At 27.6% G+C, this 14984-nt stretch carries 11 protein-coding genes and 1 riboswitch; of the genes, 6 read left to right on the top strand and 5 right to left on the bottom strand.

Features of this window, described 5'->3' with window-relative positions; all coding sequences use genetic code 11:
* Positions 1-12 precede the first annotated feature (12 nt).
* A riboswitch (Fluoride riboswitch) is annotated at positions 13-78 on the top strand.
* Positions 79-113: 35 nt separating this feature from the next.
* Both I1A51_RS08080 and I1A51_RS08075 read left to right on the top strand, forming a co-directional pair.
* Positions 114-1391, top strand: a complete 1278-nt coding sequence (locus I1A51_RS08080; protein WP_196892857.1) for a voltage-gated chloride channel family protein — start codon at positions 114-116, stop codon at positions 1389-1391.
* Positions 1392-1468: 77 nt separating this feature from the next.
* Positions 1469-2743 carry a T9SS type A sorting domain-containing protein gene (locus I1A51_RS08075; RefSeq protein WP_196892855.1) on the top strand — a complete coding sequence of 425 codons (1275 nt, stop codon included), beginning with the start codon at positions 1469-1471 and terminating at the stop codon, positions 2741-2743.
* Between the two features lie 35 nt (positions 2744-2778).
* Here I1A51_RS08075 and I1A51_RS08070 read toward each other — a convergent pair whose 3' ends face one another.
* Positions 2779-3852 (bottom strand): cytochrome-c peroxidase, encoded by a 1074-nt coding sequence (locus I1A51_RS08070; protein WP_196892854.1) that lies wholly within the window; start codon positions 3850-3852, stop codon positions 2779-2781.
* A 152-nt stretch (positions 3853-4004) separates the two neighbouring features.
* Here I1A51_RS08070 and I1A51_RS08065 point away from each other — a divergent pair, with 152 nt between their 5' ends.
* Positions 4005-4994: an alpha/beta hydrolase gene (locus I1A51_RS08065; RefSeq protein WP_196892852.1), complete on the top strand. Its 990-nt coding sequence runs from the start codon at positions 4005-4007 to the stop codon at positions 4992-4994.
* 81 nt (positions 4995-5075) lie between these two features.
* Positions 5076-6122 (top strand): PDDEXK nuclease domain-containing protein, encoded by a 1047-nt coding sequence (locus I1A51_RS08060; RefSeq protein ID WP_196892850.1) that lies wholly within the window; start codon positions 5076-5078, stop codon positions 6120-6122.
* Positions 6123-6172: 50 nt separating this feature from the next.
* Here I1A51_RS08060 and I1A51_RS08055 read toward each other — a convergent pair whose 3' ends face one another.
* Positions 6173-6817: an outer membrane beta-barrel protein gene (locus tag I1A51_RS08055; RefSeq protein ID WP_196892848.1), complete on the bottom strand. Its 645-nt coding sequence runs from the start codon at positions 6815-6817 to the stop codon at positions 6173-6175.
* 145 nt (positions 6818-6962) lie between these two features.
* On the opposite strand from I1A51_RS08055, the gene I1A51_RS08050 reads away from it, so the two are divergent.
* Together I1A51_RS08050 and I1A51_RS08045 are read left to right on the top strand one after the other, a co-directional pair.
* Positions 6963-9725, top strand: a complete 2763-nt coding sequence (locus I1A51_RS08050) for a DEAD/DEAH box helicase (RefSeq protein WP_196892847.1) — start codon at positions 6963-6965, stop codon at positions 9723-9725.
* Between the two features lie 97 nt (positions 9726-9822).
* Positions 9823-11469, top strand: a complete 1647-nt coding sequence (locus tag I1A51_RS08045; protein WP_196892844.1) for a hypothetical protein — start codon at positions 9823-9825, stop codon at positions 11467-11469.
* Between the two features lie 29 nt (positions 11470-11498).
* Here I1A51_RS08045 and I1A51_RS08040 read toward each other — a convergent pair whose 3' ends face one another.
* The 3 genes from I1A51_RS08040 to pepT all read right to left on the bottom strand — a co-directional run bounded on the left by I1A51_RS08040 (position 11499) and on the right by pepT (position 14947).
* Positions 11499-12395, bottom strand: coding sequence for an alpha/beta hydrolase (locus tag I1A51_RS08040; RefSeq protein ID WP_196892841.1), 897 nt, complete (start codon positions 12393-12395; stop codon positions 11499-11501).
* 99 nt (positions 12396-12494) lie between these two features.
* Complete coding sequence (gene lysA / locus I1A51_RS08035) at positions 12495-13700, bottom strand: diaminopimelate decarboxylase (protein ID WP_196892838.1); 1206 nt, start codon at positions 13698-13700, stop codon at positions 12495-12497.
* Positions 13701-13711: 11 nt separating this feature from the next.
* On the bottom strand, positions 13712-14947 hold the full coding sequence (pepT, locus tag I1A51_RS08030) for a peptidase T (protein ID WP_196892836.1): 1236 nt from the start codon (positions 14945-14947) through the stop codon (positions 13712-13714).
* Positions 14948-14984: the final 37 nt, after the last annotated feature.

Here is a 14984-nt window from a genome sequence, read left to right as displayed (position 1 = left end):
TATATTTGCAGAAAATATATAGGCAATGATGTCTGCCTCGAACCGTCACTTTAAGTGTCTGATGACTTCTACTTAAACTAATTTTTAAATGAAATTAAATAGAAGAAGTATATATGAAAACTACAAAATTCAATAAAAAGACATCATTAGAAATTTTACCAACAATTTACTATGTCTTAAAATGGTTACTAATTTGTACCATCATTGGAATTTTAGCAGGCTCTGCATCCGCGATATTATTAATTTCACTTAACTGGGCAACAGATTGGCGAGAAAGTCACCTTTGGATTATTAGTTTGTTGCCTATTGGTGGAATTATCATTGGTCTCATGTATTATTATCTAGGAAAAGATGTGGTAAAAGGAAATAACCAGCTTTTAGAAGAACTTCATAGTCCAAAAAAAGTGATTCCTTTTCGAATGGCTCCACTTATTTTAATTGGAACTGTAATCACACATTTTTTTGGAGGTTCAGCTGGACGAGAGGGAACAGCTGTACAAATGGGAGGAGCAATTGCGGATCAGTTTTCAAAATACTTTCGCTTAAGACCAAGAGATAGAAAAATACTTTTATACGCAGGAATTAGCGCAGGATTTGCTTCTGTGTTTGGAACTCCTTTAGCTGGAGCTGTTTTCGCTTTGGAAGTTTTAATTATTGGTAGAATAAAATACGATGCAATTCTTCCAAGTTTTCTAGCTGCTGTTCTAGCAAATTATTTTTCTCATTTTTGGCATGTTGAACACACGCATTATGAAATTCCATTTACTCCAGACATTGATTTATTAGGAGTTATCATCGCAATTTTTGCAGGAATTTTATTTGGTTTTTCTGGTAGAATCTTTTCTAAATTAGTTCATTATTGGAGCAATTTATTCAACAAAATCAAATATCCACCTCTTCGTCCTTTTTACGGGGGTATTGTCATTGCTTTAGCTGTTTATCTTATCGGAACTACCAAATATATCGGACTTGGTGTTCCTACAATTGTTGCATCTTTTACAGAACAACAGGCTTTCTATGATTTCTTCATTAAAATTCTTTTTACAACTTTTACAATTGGAGCTGGATTTAAAGGTGGTGAAGTAACTCCTTTATTTTTTATTGGAGCAACTTTAGGTAGTTTTCTTTCTTCTTTTCTCCCTTTACCAATGGCTCTTTTAGCAGGAATGGGATTCGTGGCTGTGTTTTCAGGAGCTACAAATACACCAATTGCTTGTACATTAATGGGAATCGAACTTTTCGGAATTGAAGCTGGAGTTTTTATTGGAATTGCTTGTGTTAGTGCTTATCTTTTTTCTGGGCATACAGGAATTTATAGTGCTCAAAAAATTGGAACTCCAAAAAATAAATTATTAGGAAAAGATGAAAATAAATATTTAAAAGAGCTTTAAAATTCATATTAGCTTAAAATAACGGAATAGTTTTTGATAATTTTTTAACAAAAAACAACTTAAACATTTAAATTATTATGAAAAAAATTACATTAACCATTTTATTATTGGCTAATATTGCTTGTTTTGGACAACAATTAGAATTTGAGGAAGTTTCTTTACCTGTTGAAGGAACAAACATTTTACAACATTTAGGATATTCTTCTGCTTCTTTTGGAGATATCGATAATGATGGCGATCAAGATTTAATCATGACAGGAGTAAAACCTGATTTGAGTTTAGTGACAAAATTATATAAAAATGATGGTACTGGAACTTTTACAGAAATGGAAAATCCTGCTGTTCAAAAAAATAATATTGAAGTTATATCTTTTGTTGACATAGATAATGACAATGATTTAGACTTGTTTATGTCAGGAACTTCAGATTTAAAATTCTATAGAAATAATGGTTCAGGTATTTATTCCTTAGATTCTAATTCGCAATTTAACGGTGTAATAGCTAATCAAGGCTCTTTAGATTTTGCAGATATCGATAATGATGGTGATCAAGATTTATTTATATGTGGAGCAAATAATGAAGCAACTGAAAGCATTGCAATTCTATATGAAAACGACGGAACAGGTAACTTTACTAAAATTCAAAATACTCCTTTTACACCTGTAAGTGTTTCTTCTGTTGATTTTTCAGATGTTGATAATGACGGCGATCAAGATTTAATGATTACTGGTTTTGACGATTTATATAATAGAATTTCTAATTTATATTTAAATGACGGAACAGGTAACTTTTCTGAAAATGAAAATAATGATTTTTTAAAAATTGCTTTTGGTGAAGTTGTATTTGTTGATATTGATAATGACAATGATGAAGATTTAATTCAAACAGGATCTGCTTACGGAATGGATATTTCTACAATTTATATCAATGATGGTCTTGGAAATTTTACCGAATTAGAAAACAAACCTTTTATTGGAATGTATAATTCTACGACTACTTATGCAGATATTGATAATGATGGTAATAAAGATTTATTATTTATGGGACATTTTGGAAATCTAACACCAATTACAAAGCTTTATAGAAACATATCTCAAGGATTAGATACAGATGAATTTTCTGTTTCTAATAAATTTGAAGTTTATCCAAATCCTGCAAATAATACAATAGCTATTAAAAGTTCTGAGGAAATTACTAATCTATCTATTTTTGATATTACAGGTAAAACCATTTATAATCAAAAAGAAAATATTCCTAATACAATTGATATTTCTAAATTTTCTTCAGGAACCTATTTTGTAAAATTAGATTATCTAAATTCATCCGAAATCAAACAATTAATTATAGAATAAAATATATAAAAGCCAGTTTCGAGAACTGGCTTTTTTTATTCCTCAAATGGATTTGAATACTTTGGGTTTGTAATTAAATCATAATCTGTTAATATCTTTAAAAATGCTATTAAATCCTTTTTGTCTTGATCACTTAAAATTGATCCTAAATTAGATAAACTTAAAAGTGTTGCATTTACAGTGGAAGAAGGTTTAATTCCCGTATTATAATGTTCTATAACTTCTTCTAAAGTTTCAAAACGTCCATCATGCATATAAGGTGGCGTTAATTCTATATTTCGTAAAGATGTTACTTTAAATAATCCTTTATCAGAAGCTAATTCTGTTATTTTTCCTCTTCCTAAATCTGTCATTTCTACATCTATATCTAATCCATTATTCATATAACTATCATTTTCAAAATTGGCGCCTTCATGACAATGAACACAATTTCCAAAACTCTGATTAGGTTTTAAAGGATCATACGAACGAAAATATAAAATTCGTCCTCTTTCTTCTGAAGCAGTTAAAGTTGCTTTATTTTGCAGAAATTTATCATATTTACTATTATTAGAAACAATGGAATTCATAAATTGTTCTAATGCTAAAGAAATAGATAAAGACGTAATCTCTAAATGGAAAACTTTTTTAAATCTTTCAACATAATCAGGATTTTCTTTTAACTTTAAAACAACATTTTCTAAAGTCTCATTCATTTCTAAATGATCTTGTATTGGAAGTAAAGCTTGCTCTCTTAATAAATTTGCTCTTCCATCCCAAAAGAATTTATTTTCATTCCAAGCCATATTAAAAACTGCCATTGCTTGTCTTTTTCCTGATAAATTCTTTACACCAAGCGAAAATCTATTTATATCAGAAAAAGCGTTTTCCTGAGCATGACAAGAAGCACAAGAAATCGAATTATCTTGACTTAATACTTTATCATAAAATAATCTTCTTCCTAATTCTACGCCTTCTTTTGTTAGTTTATTATCTTCTGGAATTATCGGCTTTGGTAAACCTTTATATTCTAAAATATAAGTATCATTATTAATATTTTGTGTTTTATTATCATCTTTTACACAAGAAATTAAAAGGAACAAAACTCCTAAACTTGTAATAATTCTCATATGTATTTGATTTGTTTTTTCAAAAGTAAATGGCAGTTCAAAAATTAATTTTGACTTAAATCAAAAACAAATCAAGATTTTGTATAATTGCAATGAATTTTTCAATTAACTGACAATTATCATAGAGATAATACCAATATTTTAGAACTGTTATGAAATATTTTTATTTAGCTATTTTCACATTACTTACAATTCAAACATTTTCACAATCCCATTCTTTTTACAGTAAACCTGATACGCTTGAAATAAATTCGAAAGTTTTTAATTCTAAAAGAAAAATTACAATCAGTAAACCTTTAAATTATTCGAAAATAAAAGATTCTAAACAATGTATTATTTATACCGATGGAAACGATGAAGAAATTACCGGAACAATTTTACAATCGGTAAATAATCTCTATTTATATGATGAAATTCCACAAAGTGTTTTAATAGGAATTATACATGAGGATAGAAATAAAGAATTAACCGAAAAAGAAAATCTTTCTTCTTTTATAATCGATGAGGTTCTTCCTTTAATACAAAAAGAATTAAACTTGGAAAAAAAAGCAATTTTAGTCGGACATTCTTTTGGTGGATATTTTATGACGAATTTATTTTTAGAGCAAAATGACAAATTCCATTCTTGTATTGCAATTAGTCCAGCTTTTTGGCCAAACGATAATGATATTCAACAAAAACTAGAGAATATAAATTCATTAGAAGGAAACTTTTATATCGCAATTGGAAATCGCAGATGGGATGATATTTCTATTAAAAAATATTATGATGCTTTTGTAAATGAGATGAAATCGAAAAATTTTACAAACTTTCGATTTAAAGAACAACTTTTAAAAGGTTTTAGTCATAATTCTACACCAACTGTTGGAATTCCTTTAGGATTAAATTTTTGTTTTGATTCATGGGAATGGAATTATATCGTAGAAGAACAAAATCAACGAATTAATGGTTTTCCTGATTTTTGGAGACATTATAAATTAAAAGCAGAAGCTTTGGAAAAACTTCACAAAACAAAAGAAGCAATTCAGGTTTACATTCAAGCTTTAGAGAAACTAAAATTAGATAAAGAGCTTTCTTCTAAAGAGAAAAAACAAATTAAAAAAACGATAGAAAAGCAAATTAAAACACTGAAAAAACGATAGTTTTTAATTGAAATTAAGTATAAAAATACGCTTTTAAAACATGAAAATTAGCTAAATTGAAGATTAAAGCTAAAAGACAAAATGAGTAAAATTGCCTATAATTACGAAGAATATAAAACTTGGATTCAAACTTTAAAATCTAGAGTTCAGTTTGCAAAACAAAAAGTTGCTCTTTCCGTAAATCAACAATTAATTGAACTTTATTGGGAATTAGGAAAAGAGATTACTACAAAGATGGAAAATGCAAAATGGGGAAGCGGTGTTATTGAAAAAATTTCTACCGATTTAAGAATTGCTTTTCCAGATATGAAAGGATTTTCTCGAAGAAATATTTATGCAATTAAACAATGGTATACTTTCTATTCAGAGAAATTTGCTTTTGTGCCACAGAGCGTGGCACAAATTCCGTGGGGACATCATCGTTTGATTATTTCAAAGATAAAAGATATTGATGAAGCTTTGTTCTATGTAGAAGAAACTGGGAAAAATGGCTGGACGAGAGATACTTTAGAAATTCAAATTGAAAATAATTTTATCCTTCGAAAAGGAAGTAAATCGAATAATTTTCAGAATACACTTTCTGAGGCACATTCTAAAATTGTGTCACAAGCTTTAAAAGATCCTTATAATTTCGATTTTCTTAGTTTACAAGAAGAAGCTTTAGAAAGAGAGATAGAAAATCAATTGACACAAAATATTACAGATTTTCTTTTAGAACTTGGAAAAGGGTTTGCATTTGTAGGAAGACAATATAAACTAGAAGTAAGCGAAACAGATTATTTTATCGATTTACTTTTTTATCATATTCCATTAAAATGTTATGTTGTAATTGAATTAAAAGCAGGAAGATTTAAACCAGAATATGCAGGGAAATTAAATTTTTATCTTTCTGCTGTAGATGATTTATTAAAAACAGAAAATGAAAATCCAACCATTGGTTTGTTATTGTGTAAAAAGAAAGATAAAATAGAAGCAGAATATGCTCTACGAGATATTCACAAACCAATGGGAATTAGTGAATTTAAAATAACAGAAGCAATTCCGAAAGAGATGAAGACAAAGCTTCCTTCTATAGAAGAAATCGAAAAAGAATTTTCAGATAAAGTAACTTTTGAAAAAGAATTATAAATTAAAAACCCTCGAAATTATAACTTTTCGAGGGTTTTGTTTAAAGTCTATTAAAATTCAAATCTAAATAAGAATCCTAATGTATTCATTCCAATTATTTTCTGCTTTTGATCCGTTCCATATTTACTATTGATATCAAACTTTTTAAAATCTGATTGTCCTGCATATGTTAAACCAACGCTCATTTTTTCATTTGCTTTATAAATAAAATCAATTCCTAAATTTGTTCCAAAATTCCATCCTTCATAAACATCATCTAAAGTTGTAGTAGCATATTGATATTCATCTAAAATAATTGTTTGTGCATAAACTCCATATCTTGCCATTACTTCGAAAGATTTGTTAAGTTCTACAGTAAAACTTAAGTTTAAAGGAATTTTTAATAAGGATCTTTCATGATAAAAGTTTCCATTATCATCAAATCCATTTCCACTTAAAAAGTAAGTTCCAATTCCAGAAGAAACACCAATATTTTTCATAAAATTATAATTGAAAAGTATTTCTCCAACATTTGCATCTAAATTGTAATTTCTTCCATTATCTGGATTGATTGTAGCATAACCCAAACCTCCAGTCATTGTTATACTAAATTTTTTTCTTTTATATTCTGTATTGTCAATTGATTGTACATCTTGTGCTTGTAAAATAGTTGCACAAAATAAGGTAAGTACTAAAAATAAATTACTTAGTTTCATATATTTATAAATTAAGGTTTTCGTGAGTTTGCAATTGTTAATATTATATTTTTAAAGCAATTTTTTAGTTATCAATTTTATTTTCAACAAAGATAACGTTAATTAAGAAAATATATTATATTTCGTTAAACTTGAAATTGAATATATGCAGAAAGAAAAAGAACTTAAAAACCTGATTAAATATTATAGAAATTGTTATCAATCAGATAATAGAGATAAAGTAATTATTGATTTCTTAAATGCAAAAATTGAGAATAAATATTGTATTGAAACAAAAGAAGAATTAATTAATGGAATTTCGCCAATTATTCCAATTCCTGAAAGAAAAGCAAAAGCAATTTTAAAGAAACAAGAACTTTATGATAGAGAGAAAGAATTAATTTATGCTTCTTTCTTTGTTACAGGATATTTATATAAGAATGATAAGAAAGAGAAAGTTACAGCTCCTTTGTTTTATTATAAAGCAACTATAGAAGAGAGAGATGAATTACATTTTATTTCTTTAGATATGCAGAGTAGAAAGATTAATTATTCTTTTCTTCAAATGTTAGAGGAAGACGAAGAAATAGATTATGAAGCTTTTTATAATAAACTTCCTAAATCTTATATAACCTATGAAGAGATTGGAAAAATTATAAAGCAATTAAATAAATACTTTCCTATTATTAATTGTGATGAGGTTTATTTATATCCAGAGAATTTAAAAGCTACTAAACTTAAAACTTATTTAAAAGGAATAGAACACACAAATGAAACAGATTTGTCTTTACTTCCTGCAAGTTTTTTAGGATTAATTCAAAAATCAACTTCTGCGCGTGGAATTTTAAACGAATTAGAATTAATAGCAAACTCAGAAGATTATTCAAAACCGATTCAATCTTTATTTTTAGAAGAAGAATACAAAACTTCAACATATAGAACTTTTAATAAACTGGAAATTCCTTTTGGATTAAGTAAAGCGCAAGAATCTATTATAGAAGCAGCAAAGAATTTTCCTTTTAATGTCATTTATGGCCCTCCAGGAACAGGAAAAACATATACAATAGGTGCATTGGCTTTAGAACATATGCAAAACGGAGAAAGTGTTTTAATTGCTTCTCGTACAGATGAAGCTGTAGATGTTGTTGTAGATAAAATTAGAACTCAAATTGGCTTAGAACAATGTGTAGTCCGAACAGGAAAAAAACGAAAATATAAAACGCCTTTTTCAAGATACCTGAGAAGTTTACTTTCTGTAAAAAATAGAGAGAGATATTTAAATAGAATGTTTAAACTTTCTAAGAAAGATATTGCTTATAATCATTTAGATCTTAAAAATGATATTCAAAGTTATAAAGAACTACAACAGTTTTTTCAAAATAAAATTTCTGATGAATTAGTTCATGGTTTATTTTTAAGCGAAGATAAAACTGGGATTATTTCTTATTTCAAAAAAAAGTATTTGAATTATAAATATAATAGGGAAGATTCTCTACATGAAATTTTAGAAAAAACAAATGCGATAGAAAATCAAATTAATAAAAAAGTAGATTATTTTATTCGTAAAAAACTCGTTGATCAGCTACTTAGTGTTTTAGAAACTAATTGGAATGATTTAAAAGATTTTCGAGATGCTATGAATTTTGAAAATGATACTGGAAAGGCAAATATTTATAATGAAATTGATTTTAATGCGATTTTAAAAGCTTTTCCAATTTGGGCTGTAAATATTGCAAATGTAAAAGAAGTTCTTCCTATGAAAAAAGAGCTTTTTGATTTGGTCATTATTGATGAAGCAACACAATGTGATATTGCAAGCTGTATTCCTTTATTACAAAGAGCAAAACGAGTTGTAATTGCTGGAGATACAAATCAACTTCGACATATTTCTTTTCTTTCTAAAAGCATGCAACAAATTTTACAATCTAAATATCATGTAAATCATTTTCCTGATTTGTTTTTAAATTATAGAGAAAAAAGTATTCTAGATGTTGGAATTAAATCTATCAAATCAAATAAGCAACTTTCTATGCTTGATGAACATTATAGAAGTCTTCCGTCGATTATAGAATTTAGTAATGAAAAATTTTATAATAATGATTTACGAATTATGACGAAAAAACCAGATTCTTATGAGAAAGCAATTTTTCATATAGAAGCAAATGGAATTCGAGATGCAGAAGGAGTTAATTCTATAGAGATTGAACAGCTTTTAGAAAACATTCAAGAAACTATAAATCGAGAAAAAGAAATTTTTCATTCAAAAGTTTCTACTATAGGAATTCTTTCTCCGTTTAAAAAACAATCAGATGCATTATATGAAAAAATTCATGAAACTTTTTCTTCAGATCAGATTGAACGTCATCAAATTCGTGTGGGAACGGCTTATTCATTTCAAGGAGAGGAAAGAGATGAAATGCATCTTTCTTTTGCTGTAGATTCTAATTCGCATCATTCGGCTTTTATTCATCTCAATAAAGAAGATATTTTTAATGTTGCTATTACAAGAGCAAAATCAAAACAATATATTTACACATCTATCACAAAAGAAAATCTTAAACCTGAATCACTATTTCATTTTTATCTAGATTCTATTAATTCAATTTCAAATCAATCCAATTTAGAAAATATTTACGATAAATTCTTAGATGAGGTAATTCATGAATTAAAAGAAAAAGAAGTAATTCATTTTTGGAAAGGAATTGAAATTGCAGGAATAACTTTAGATTTATTAATTAAACATAAAGACGCATATTTTGGAATTGATTTGATTGGTTATCCAGGAGAATTTGCACATGATTTAGGTTTTGAACAATATAAAATTTTAGAACGTGCTGAGGTTAAAATGACTGTTCTTTCGTATTCTTCATGGACTTTTAATAAAAACATTACAATTCAGAAATTAGAAAATTTTATTAAAAATAATTGATTTCTAAACGGTTAATATATTTCCCAGTAAAAACGTAGAATATTTCTAATTGAAATTGATATATTTTTATACTTTTGCCAAAATTTTAAAAATTAAAATGGAAAAAATTACATTATTAGTATTGCTATGTTTCCTTAGTTTTACAAGTATTTTTGCGCAAAATGATTTCGGAAATATCTCTTTTCAACATGGAGCTGAAATCGATCAAGGAAAAGATCAAATCATCAAAATTTCTGGTCAAACATCTGACAGAATTTATACACTTTCAAAAAAGAAAAAGAAATTTTTCATTAAAGTTTTTAATTCTGATAAAATGGAACTTCTTTCTACAAATGAAATAGTTCTTGATGATTTTAAAAAGTATAAAACAAAATTCCGAAGACTAGTTGTTTTAGGTGAAAATGTATATATCCTTGCAAGTTCTTTTGATAAAAAAGAAAAACAATATAATTTATTTGGATACCTAGTTTCTAAAGATGGAAAAGTTTCTGGAAACAGAATTGATTTATTCAAAACTAAGGTTACTAAAAAAAGTGAAAAAGGAAATTTCTATTTCCGTAAATCTCCAAATGGAGAAAGTATTTTAGTTTTACATGCTACTTTATTTGATAAAGAAGAAGTGATTCAATATGAAGTTAAATTATTAGGTAAAACTTTAAATGTTATTGCTTCGAATTTAAATAAAGTTCCTTTTAAAGATAGAAAAGGATTAGAATTTTCTATTCAAGATTATGATGTAAATTATAAAAATGACTTTTTCTTAGTTATTAATGAGAGTTATAGAGATCGTAAACGAAAGAAAAATATTGAAAAATTCAACTTACACTCTTATAAAGCTTCAAATAACTATAAGAAAGAAGAGGTTAATATTAATTTCACAAATAAAGAAGTAATTAATTGTGAGTTATTAGCAAATTCAAATGATGAAGTTCAATTAGTTGGTTTTTATTCAAGTGTAAGAAAAAATGGAAAAGCAAATAAAGAATTAAAAGGAATTTATTATGCTAAAATTGATGTTTCTTCAAATGAAGTTAAAAATTTAAAATTCAACGAATTTGATTTAGCAACAAAAATTAAATTAATTGGAGAAAGAAGAGCTAAAAAAGGAAAAGATGTAAAACCACTTTATAGAACACACAGTATTATTGAAAAAGAGGATGGAGGATTAATTTTATTAGCAGAATATCATTTAGTAGCAGCTACTAAAAAAAGTGGAATTGGACCAATGTCTGCACAATCTTTTATTCATAATGACAATGAAATTATTGTAACTAGCTTTAATCCTGATGGAACTGTAGCATGGGCGAATGTTGTTCCAAAAGAACAAAGAGGAGCTTATACTGCTTTTGGAATTGGTTTAGGAATGATTGCTGCTTCTGGTTCTGTAACAGTTTCTGCGGGAATTGAATTACCATTAGGTGTTGCAGGAGAAGGACCTGAATATTTAAGTGCTATTCCTGTTTATACCGACGGAAAATTAATTGTTATTTTCAATGATAATCCTAAAAATAAAGGAGTAACTGAAATAAAAGATATCAAAAGAATGACAAACTATAAAACAGCAGTTCCAACGGCATTTATTTTTGATGAAAACGGAAATGCTAAAAGAATTGATCAAGACGGTAAAGACAAAAAACAATTGACATTACGTCCTGGAATTTTCTATAAAGTTAGTCCAAAAGAATTTATCATTTATTCTTCTAAAAAGAAAAGTGACAAAATCGGTAAAATGATTTTAAAATAAAAAGAAAAGGAGCAATTAAGCTCCTTTTTTTATGCTGTAATTTTTTCAATTTCAGAATCCTTTGAAACCTTTAAAATAAACTTTAAAACTTCGTTTAAATAATTTTGTCCACCTACTTCCCAAAGGTTTACATGATTTGCATCTTTGATTTCTAAAAACTCATTTAATGGATTTTTTAATGCTTTAAAATTTGCTTTTCCATATTCAATTTTTATTCTTTTATCTTTTCCACCATGTACAACTAGAATTGGTTGATTTATATTTTTACAAGATTTATTTGGCTTAGATAAATCTGGATTAAAATCAGAAATCTTACCTGATCTATAAATTAAATATTCCGTCAAAGGATATATATCAAATCCTGTATTACGTTTAAAATAATCATGAACAATTTGCCTAAAATCAGTAAAAGTACTTTCGATAATTCCAAATTGAATCCTATCATCGATTTCCATAGTTTGTAAAGCAACCGCAGCTCCTAAAGATTTTCCCCAAATTCCAATATTATCTTTTAATTCATATTCTTTTTCTAAATAATTTAAAAGAACATGGACATCTATTTTTTCTTTTACACCAAACGTACAAAATCTACCTTGACTTTCATTATGCGCTCTTAAATCTAAAGCAACTGTATTAAATCCATTTTGATTTAAAAATTTGGAAATAAATGTAAAAATCATTTTACCAGAACGAATTCCATGTAATAAAATAATTGTTCCCTTCGCTTCTTTAGTTTTTGAAAAATGAATTTCTCCAGTAAGAATCTTATTATCAAATGAATGAAATTTAAATTTACTTTTTAATTTATGTAACAAAGCCTTTTTTTCTTCTAAATCTGAAATTCGAAGTTGTGTTATAAACCTTGGAAGAATAAATTGTATAAAAATCCCAACAACTAATATTAAAACTAAAATTATTTTAAGCATAAACTGTTTCATTTCTCTTTAATTAATTTAACAAAAAAACAGCAATTTTTAGTATTTTACAATCATAAAAAATCCCTCTTTAAAAGAAGGATTTATATTTTATATTTCAATAGAAATCTGATTTTTCAGAATATCTTCTATATTTTCTCGTTTTCGAATTAAGTAATCTTTCCCTTTGTAAATCAAAACTTCTGCTGGTCTAAATCTAGAATTATAATTAGAAGCCATCGAAAAACAATATGCTCCAGCATTGTTGAAACATAAAATATCTCCTTCTCGAATTTCATTGATTTTTCTATTTGAACCAAAAGTATCTGTTTCGCATATATATCCTACAATCGAATAATATCTTTCTTTTCCTTTTGGATTTGAAATATTCGAAATATGATGGTAAGCATCATACATCATCGGACGAATTAAATGATTAAAACCAGAATCAATTCCAGCAAAAACAGTAGAAGTTGTTTGTTTTACAACATTCACATTTGCTAAAAAATAACCAGCTTCGCTAACTAAGAATTTCCCCGGTTCAAACATTAAAGTGACATCTTTACCGTATTCTTCACAAAACTCATTAAATCTTTTAGAAAGCTCTTTTCCTAGTTCTTCAATATCCGTGGAAATATCTCCTTCTTTATAAGGAACTTTAAATCCTGAACCAAAATCGATAAATTCAATATTTGGAAATTGTTTCGCCACATCAAATAAAATTTCAGAAGCTTGTAAGAAAACACCAATATCTAAAATATCGGAACCTGTATGCATATGCACGCCGTTTATTGTCATATTTGTGTTTTCAACAACTCTTTTAATATGTGGAACCTGATAAATAGAAATTCCAAATTTAGAATCGATATGACCAACAGAAATTTTTGAATTTCCTCCAGCCATAATATGCGGATTCAGACGAATACAAACAGGAATGTTAGGGTAGTGGTGACCAAATTGTTCTAATATTGATAAATTATCAATGTTAATCTGAACACCAAGTTTTGCAACTAATTCAATTTCTTCAAGAGAAACTCCATTTGGAGTAAAAATAATATCTTCTGGTTTAAATCCAGCTTCCAAACCAAGAAGAACTTCTTGATAAGAAACTGTATCTAAACCAGAATTTAAATTTTTGAAAACTTTTAATACACTAACATTTGACAATGCCTTTGTTGCATAATTTATCTTGAGCTTTTTCACCTTAGAAAATGCTTTGGTTATGCGTTTGTATTGTTTTATGATTTTTTCGGAATCATAAACGTATAATGGACTATCGTATTTTTCTGCTAATGCTAGTAAAAGTTCTCTATTCATTTTAATAAATATTATTTGTTATATCTTTCAGCTGTAATTTGTGCGATTTCCACAATTACATCTGTTGCTTGTTGAATTGCCTCTGCTGCAACATATTCATATCTTCCATGGAAGTTGTGTCCTCCTGCAAAAATATTTGGACAAGGTAATCCTTTATAAGAAAGTTGAGATCCATCAGTTCCTCCACGAATTGCTTTAATTAAAGGTTTGATGTCTAATTTTTTCATCGCTTCCTCTGCAATATCTACAATGTGCATTACTGGCTCAATTTTCTCACGCATATTATAATATTGGTCTTTAATTTCAACCTCAATTAGATCTTTACCTAATTCTGCATTAAGATCATCTGCTACTTTTTGGAATAAAGCTTTTCTTTCTTCGAAAAGTTTCATGTCATGATCACGGATAATATATTTTAATTCCGTTTTCTCAACTTCACCATTCATCCCATGTAAATGGAAGAAACCTTCATATCCAGTAGTTTGCTCAGGAACTTCATTTGCTGGTAAAGCAGCGATGAATTTTGCAGCAATTGTCATAGAATTAATCAATTTTCCTTTTGCGTAACCTGGATGTACAATTTTACCATTAATAGTAACTTTTGCTCCAGCTGCATTAAAGTTTTCATATTCTAATTCTCCAACTTGACTTCCATCCATTGTATAAGCCCATTCTGCATCGAATTTCTCAACGTCAAACATATGTGCTCCTTTTCCAACTTCTTCATCAGGTGTAAAACAGATTCTGATTTTTCCGTGTTTGATTTCTGGATTTTGAATTAAATATTCCATCGCAGAAACAATTTCCGTAACACCAGCTTTGTCATCAGCTCCTAATAAAGTTGTTCCATCTGTTGTAATTAAAGTTTGACCTTTATATAATAATAAGTCTTCAAAATAATCCGGTGATAAAACGATATTCTCTTCTTCATTTAAAACAATATCTTTACCATCATAGTTTGGGTGAAGTTGTGGTTTTACATTAGTTCCTGTAAAATCTGGACTTGTATCAATATGTGCTACAAAACCAATTGTTGGAACTTCATAATCCACATTAGATGGAAGTGTTGCCATGATATAACAGTTTTCATCAAGCGTCACATCTTCCATTCCAATTTCTTTTAATTCTTCCACTAACATATGAGCTAAGTCGAATTGCTTTTGCGTACTTGGAAACTCTGGATTATTTGGGTCTGACTGCGTGTCAACCTTCACGTATTTTATAAATCTGTCAATAATATGTTGCATGTTCTTTTAATTTTTCCCAAAATTAGAAATTCAGTCT

Source organism: Aureivirga marina (assembly GCF_015767265.1).
In the GTDB taxonomy this organism is placed as follows: Bacteria; Bacteroidota; Bacteroidia; order Flavobacteriales; family Flavobacteriaceae; genus Aureivirga; species Aureivirga marina.
This window is presented reverse-complemented; position numbering and strand designations above follow the sequence as displayed.

Excerpts from the sequence above, each read along its gene's own strand:
- I1A51_RS08075 (WP_196892855.1), top strand. The coding sequence starts at position 1,469 with ATGAAAAAAATTACATTAACCATTTTATTATTGGCTAATATTGCTTGT.
- I1A51_RS08065 (WP_196892852.1), top strand. The coding sequence starts at position 4,005 with ATGAAATATTTTTATTTAGCTATTTTCACATTACTTACAATTCAAACA.
- I1A51_RS08040 (WP_196892841.1), bottom strand. The coding sequence starts at position 12,395 with ATGCTTAAAATAATTTTAGTTTTAATATTAGTTGTTGGGATTTTTATA.
- I1A51_RS08045 (WP_196892844.1), top strand. The coding sequence starts at position 9,823 with ATGGAAAAAATTACATTATTAGTATTGCTATGTTTCCTTAGTTTTACA.
- I1A51_RS08070 (WP_196892854.1), bottom strand. The coding sequence starts at position 3,852 with ATGAGAATTATTACAAGTTTAGGAGTTTTGTTCCTTTTAATTTCTTGT.
- I1A51_RS08050 (WP_196892847.1), top strand. The coding sequence starts at position 6,963 with ATGCAGAAAGAAAAAGAACTTAAAAACCTGATTAAATATTATAGAAAT.
- I1A51_RS08060 (WP_196892850.1), top strand. The coding sequence starts at position 5,076 with ATGAGTAAAATTGCCTATAATTACGAAGAATATAAAACTTGGATTCAA.
- I1A51_RS08055 (WP_196892848.1), bottom strand. The coding sequence starts at position 6,817 with ATGAAACTAAGTAATTTATTTTTAGTACTTACCTTATTTTGTGCAACT.
- pepT (WP_196892836.1), bottom strand. The coding sequence starts at position 14,947 with ATGCAACATATTATTGACAGATTTATAAAATACGTGAAGGTTGACACG.
- lysA (WP_196892838.1), bottom strand. The coding sequence starts at position 13,700 with ATGAATAGAGAACTTTTACTAGCATTAGCAGAAAAATACGATAGTCCA.
- I1A51_RS08080 (WP_196892857.1), top strand. The coding sequence starts at position 114 with ATGAAAACTACAAAATTCAATAAAAAGACATCATTAGAAATTTTACCA.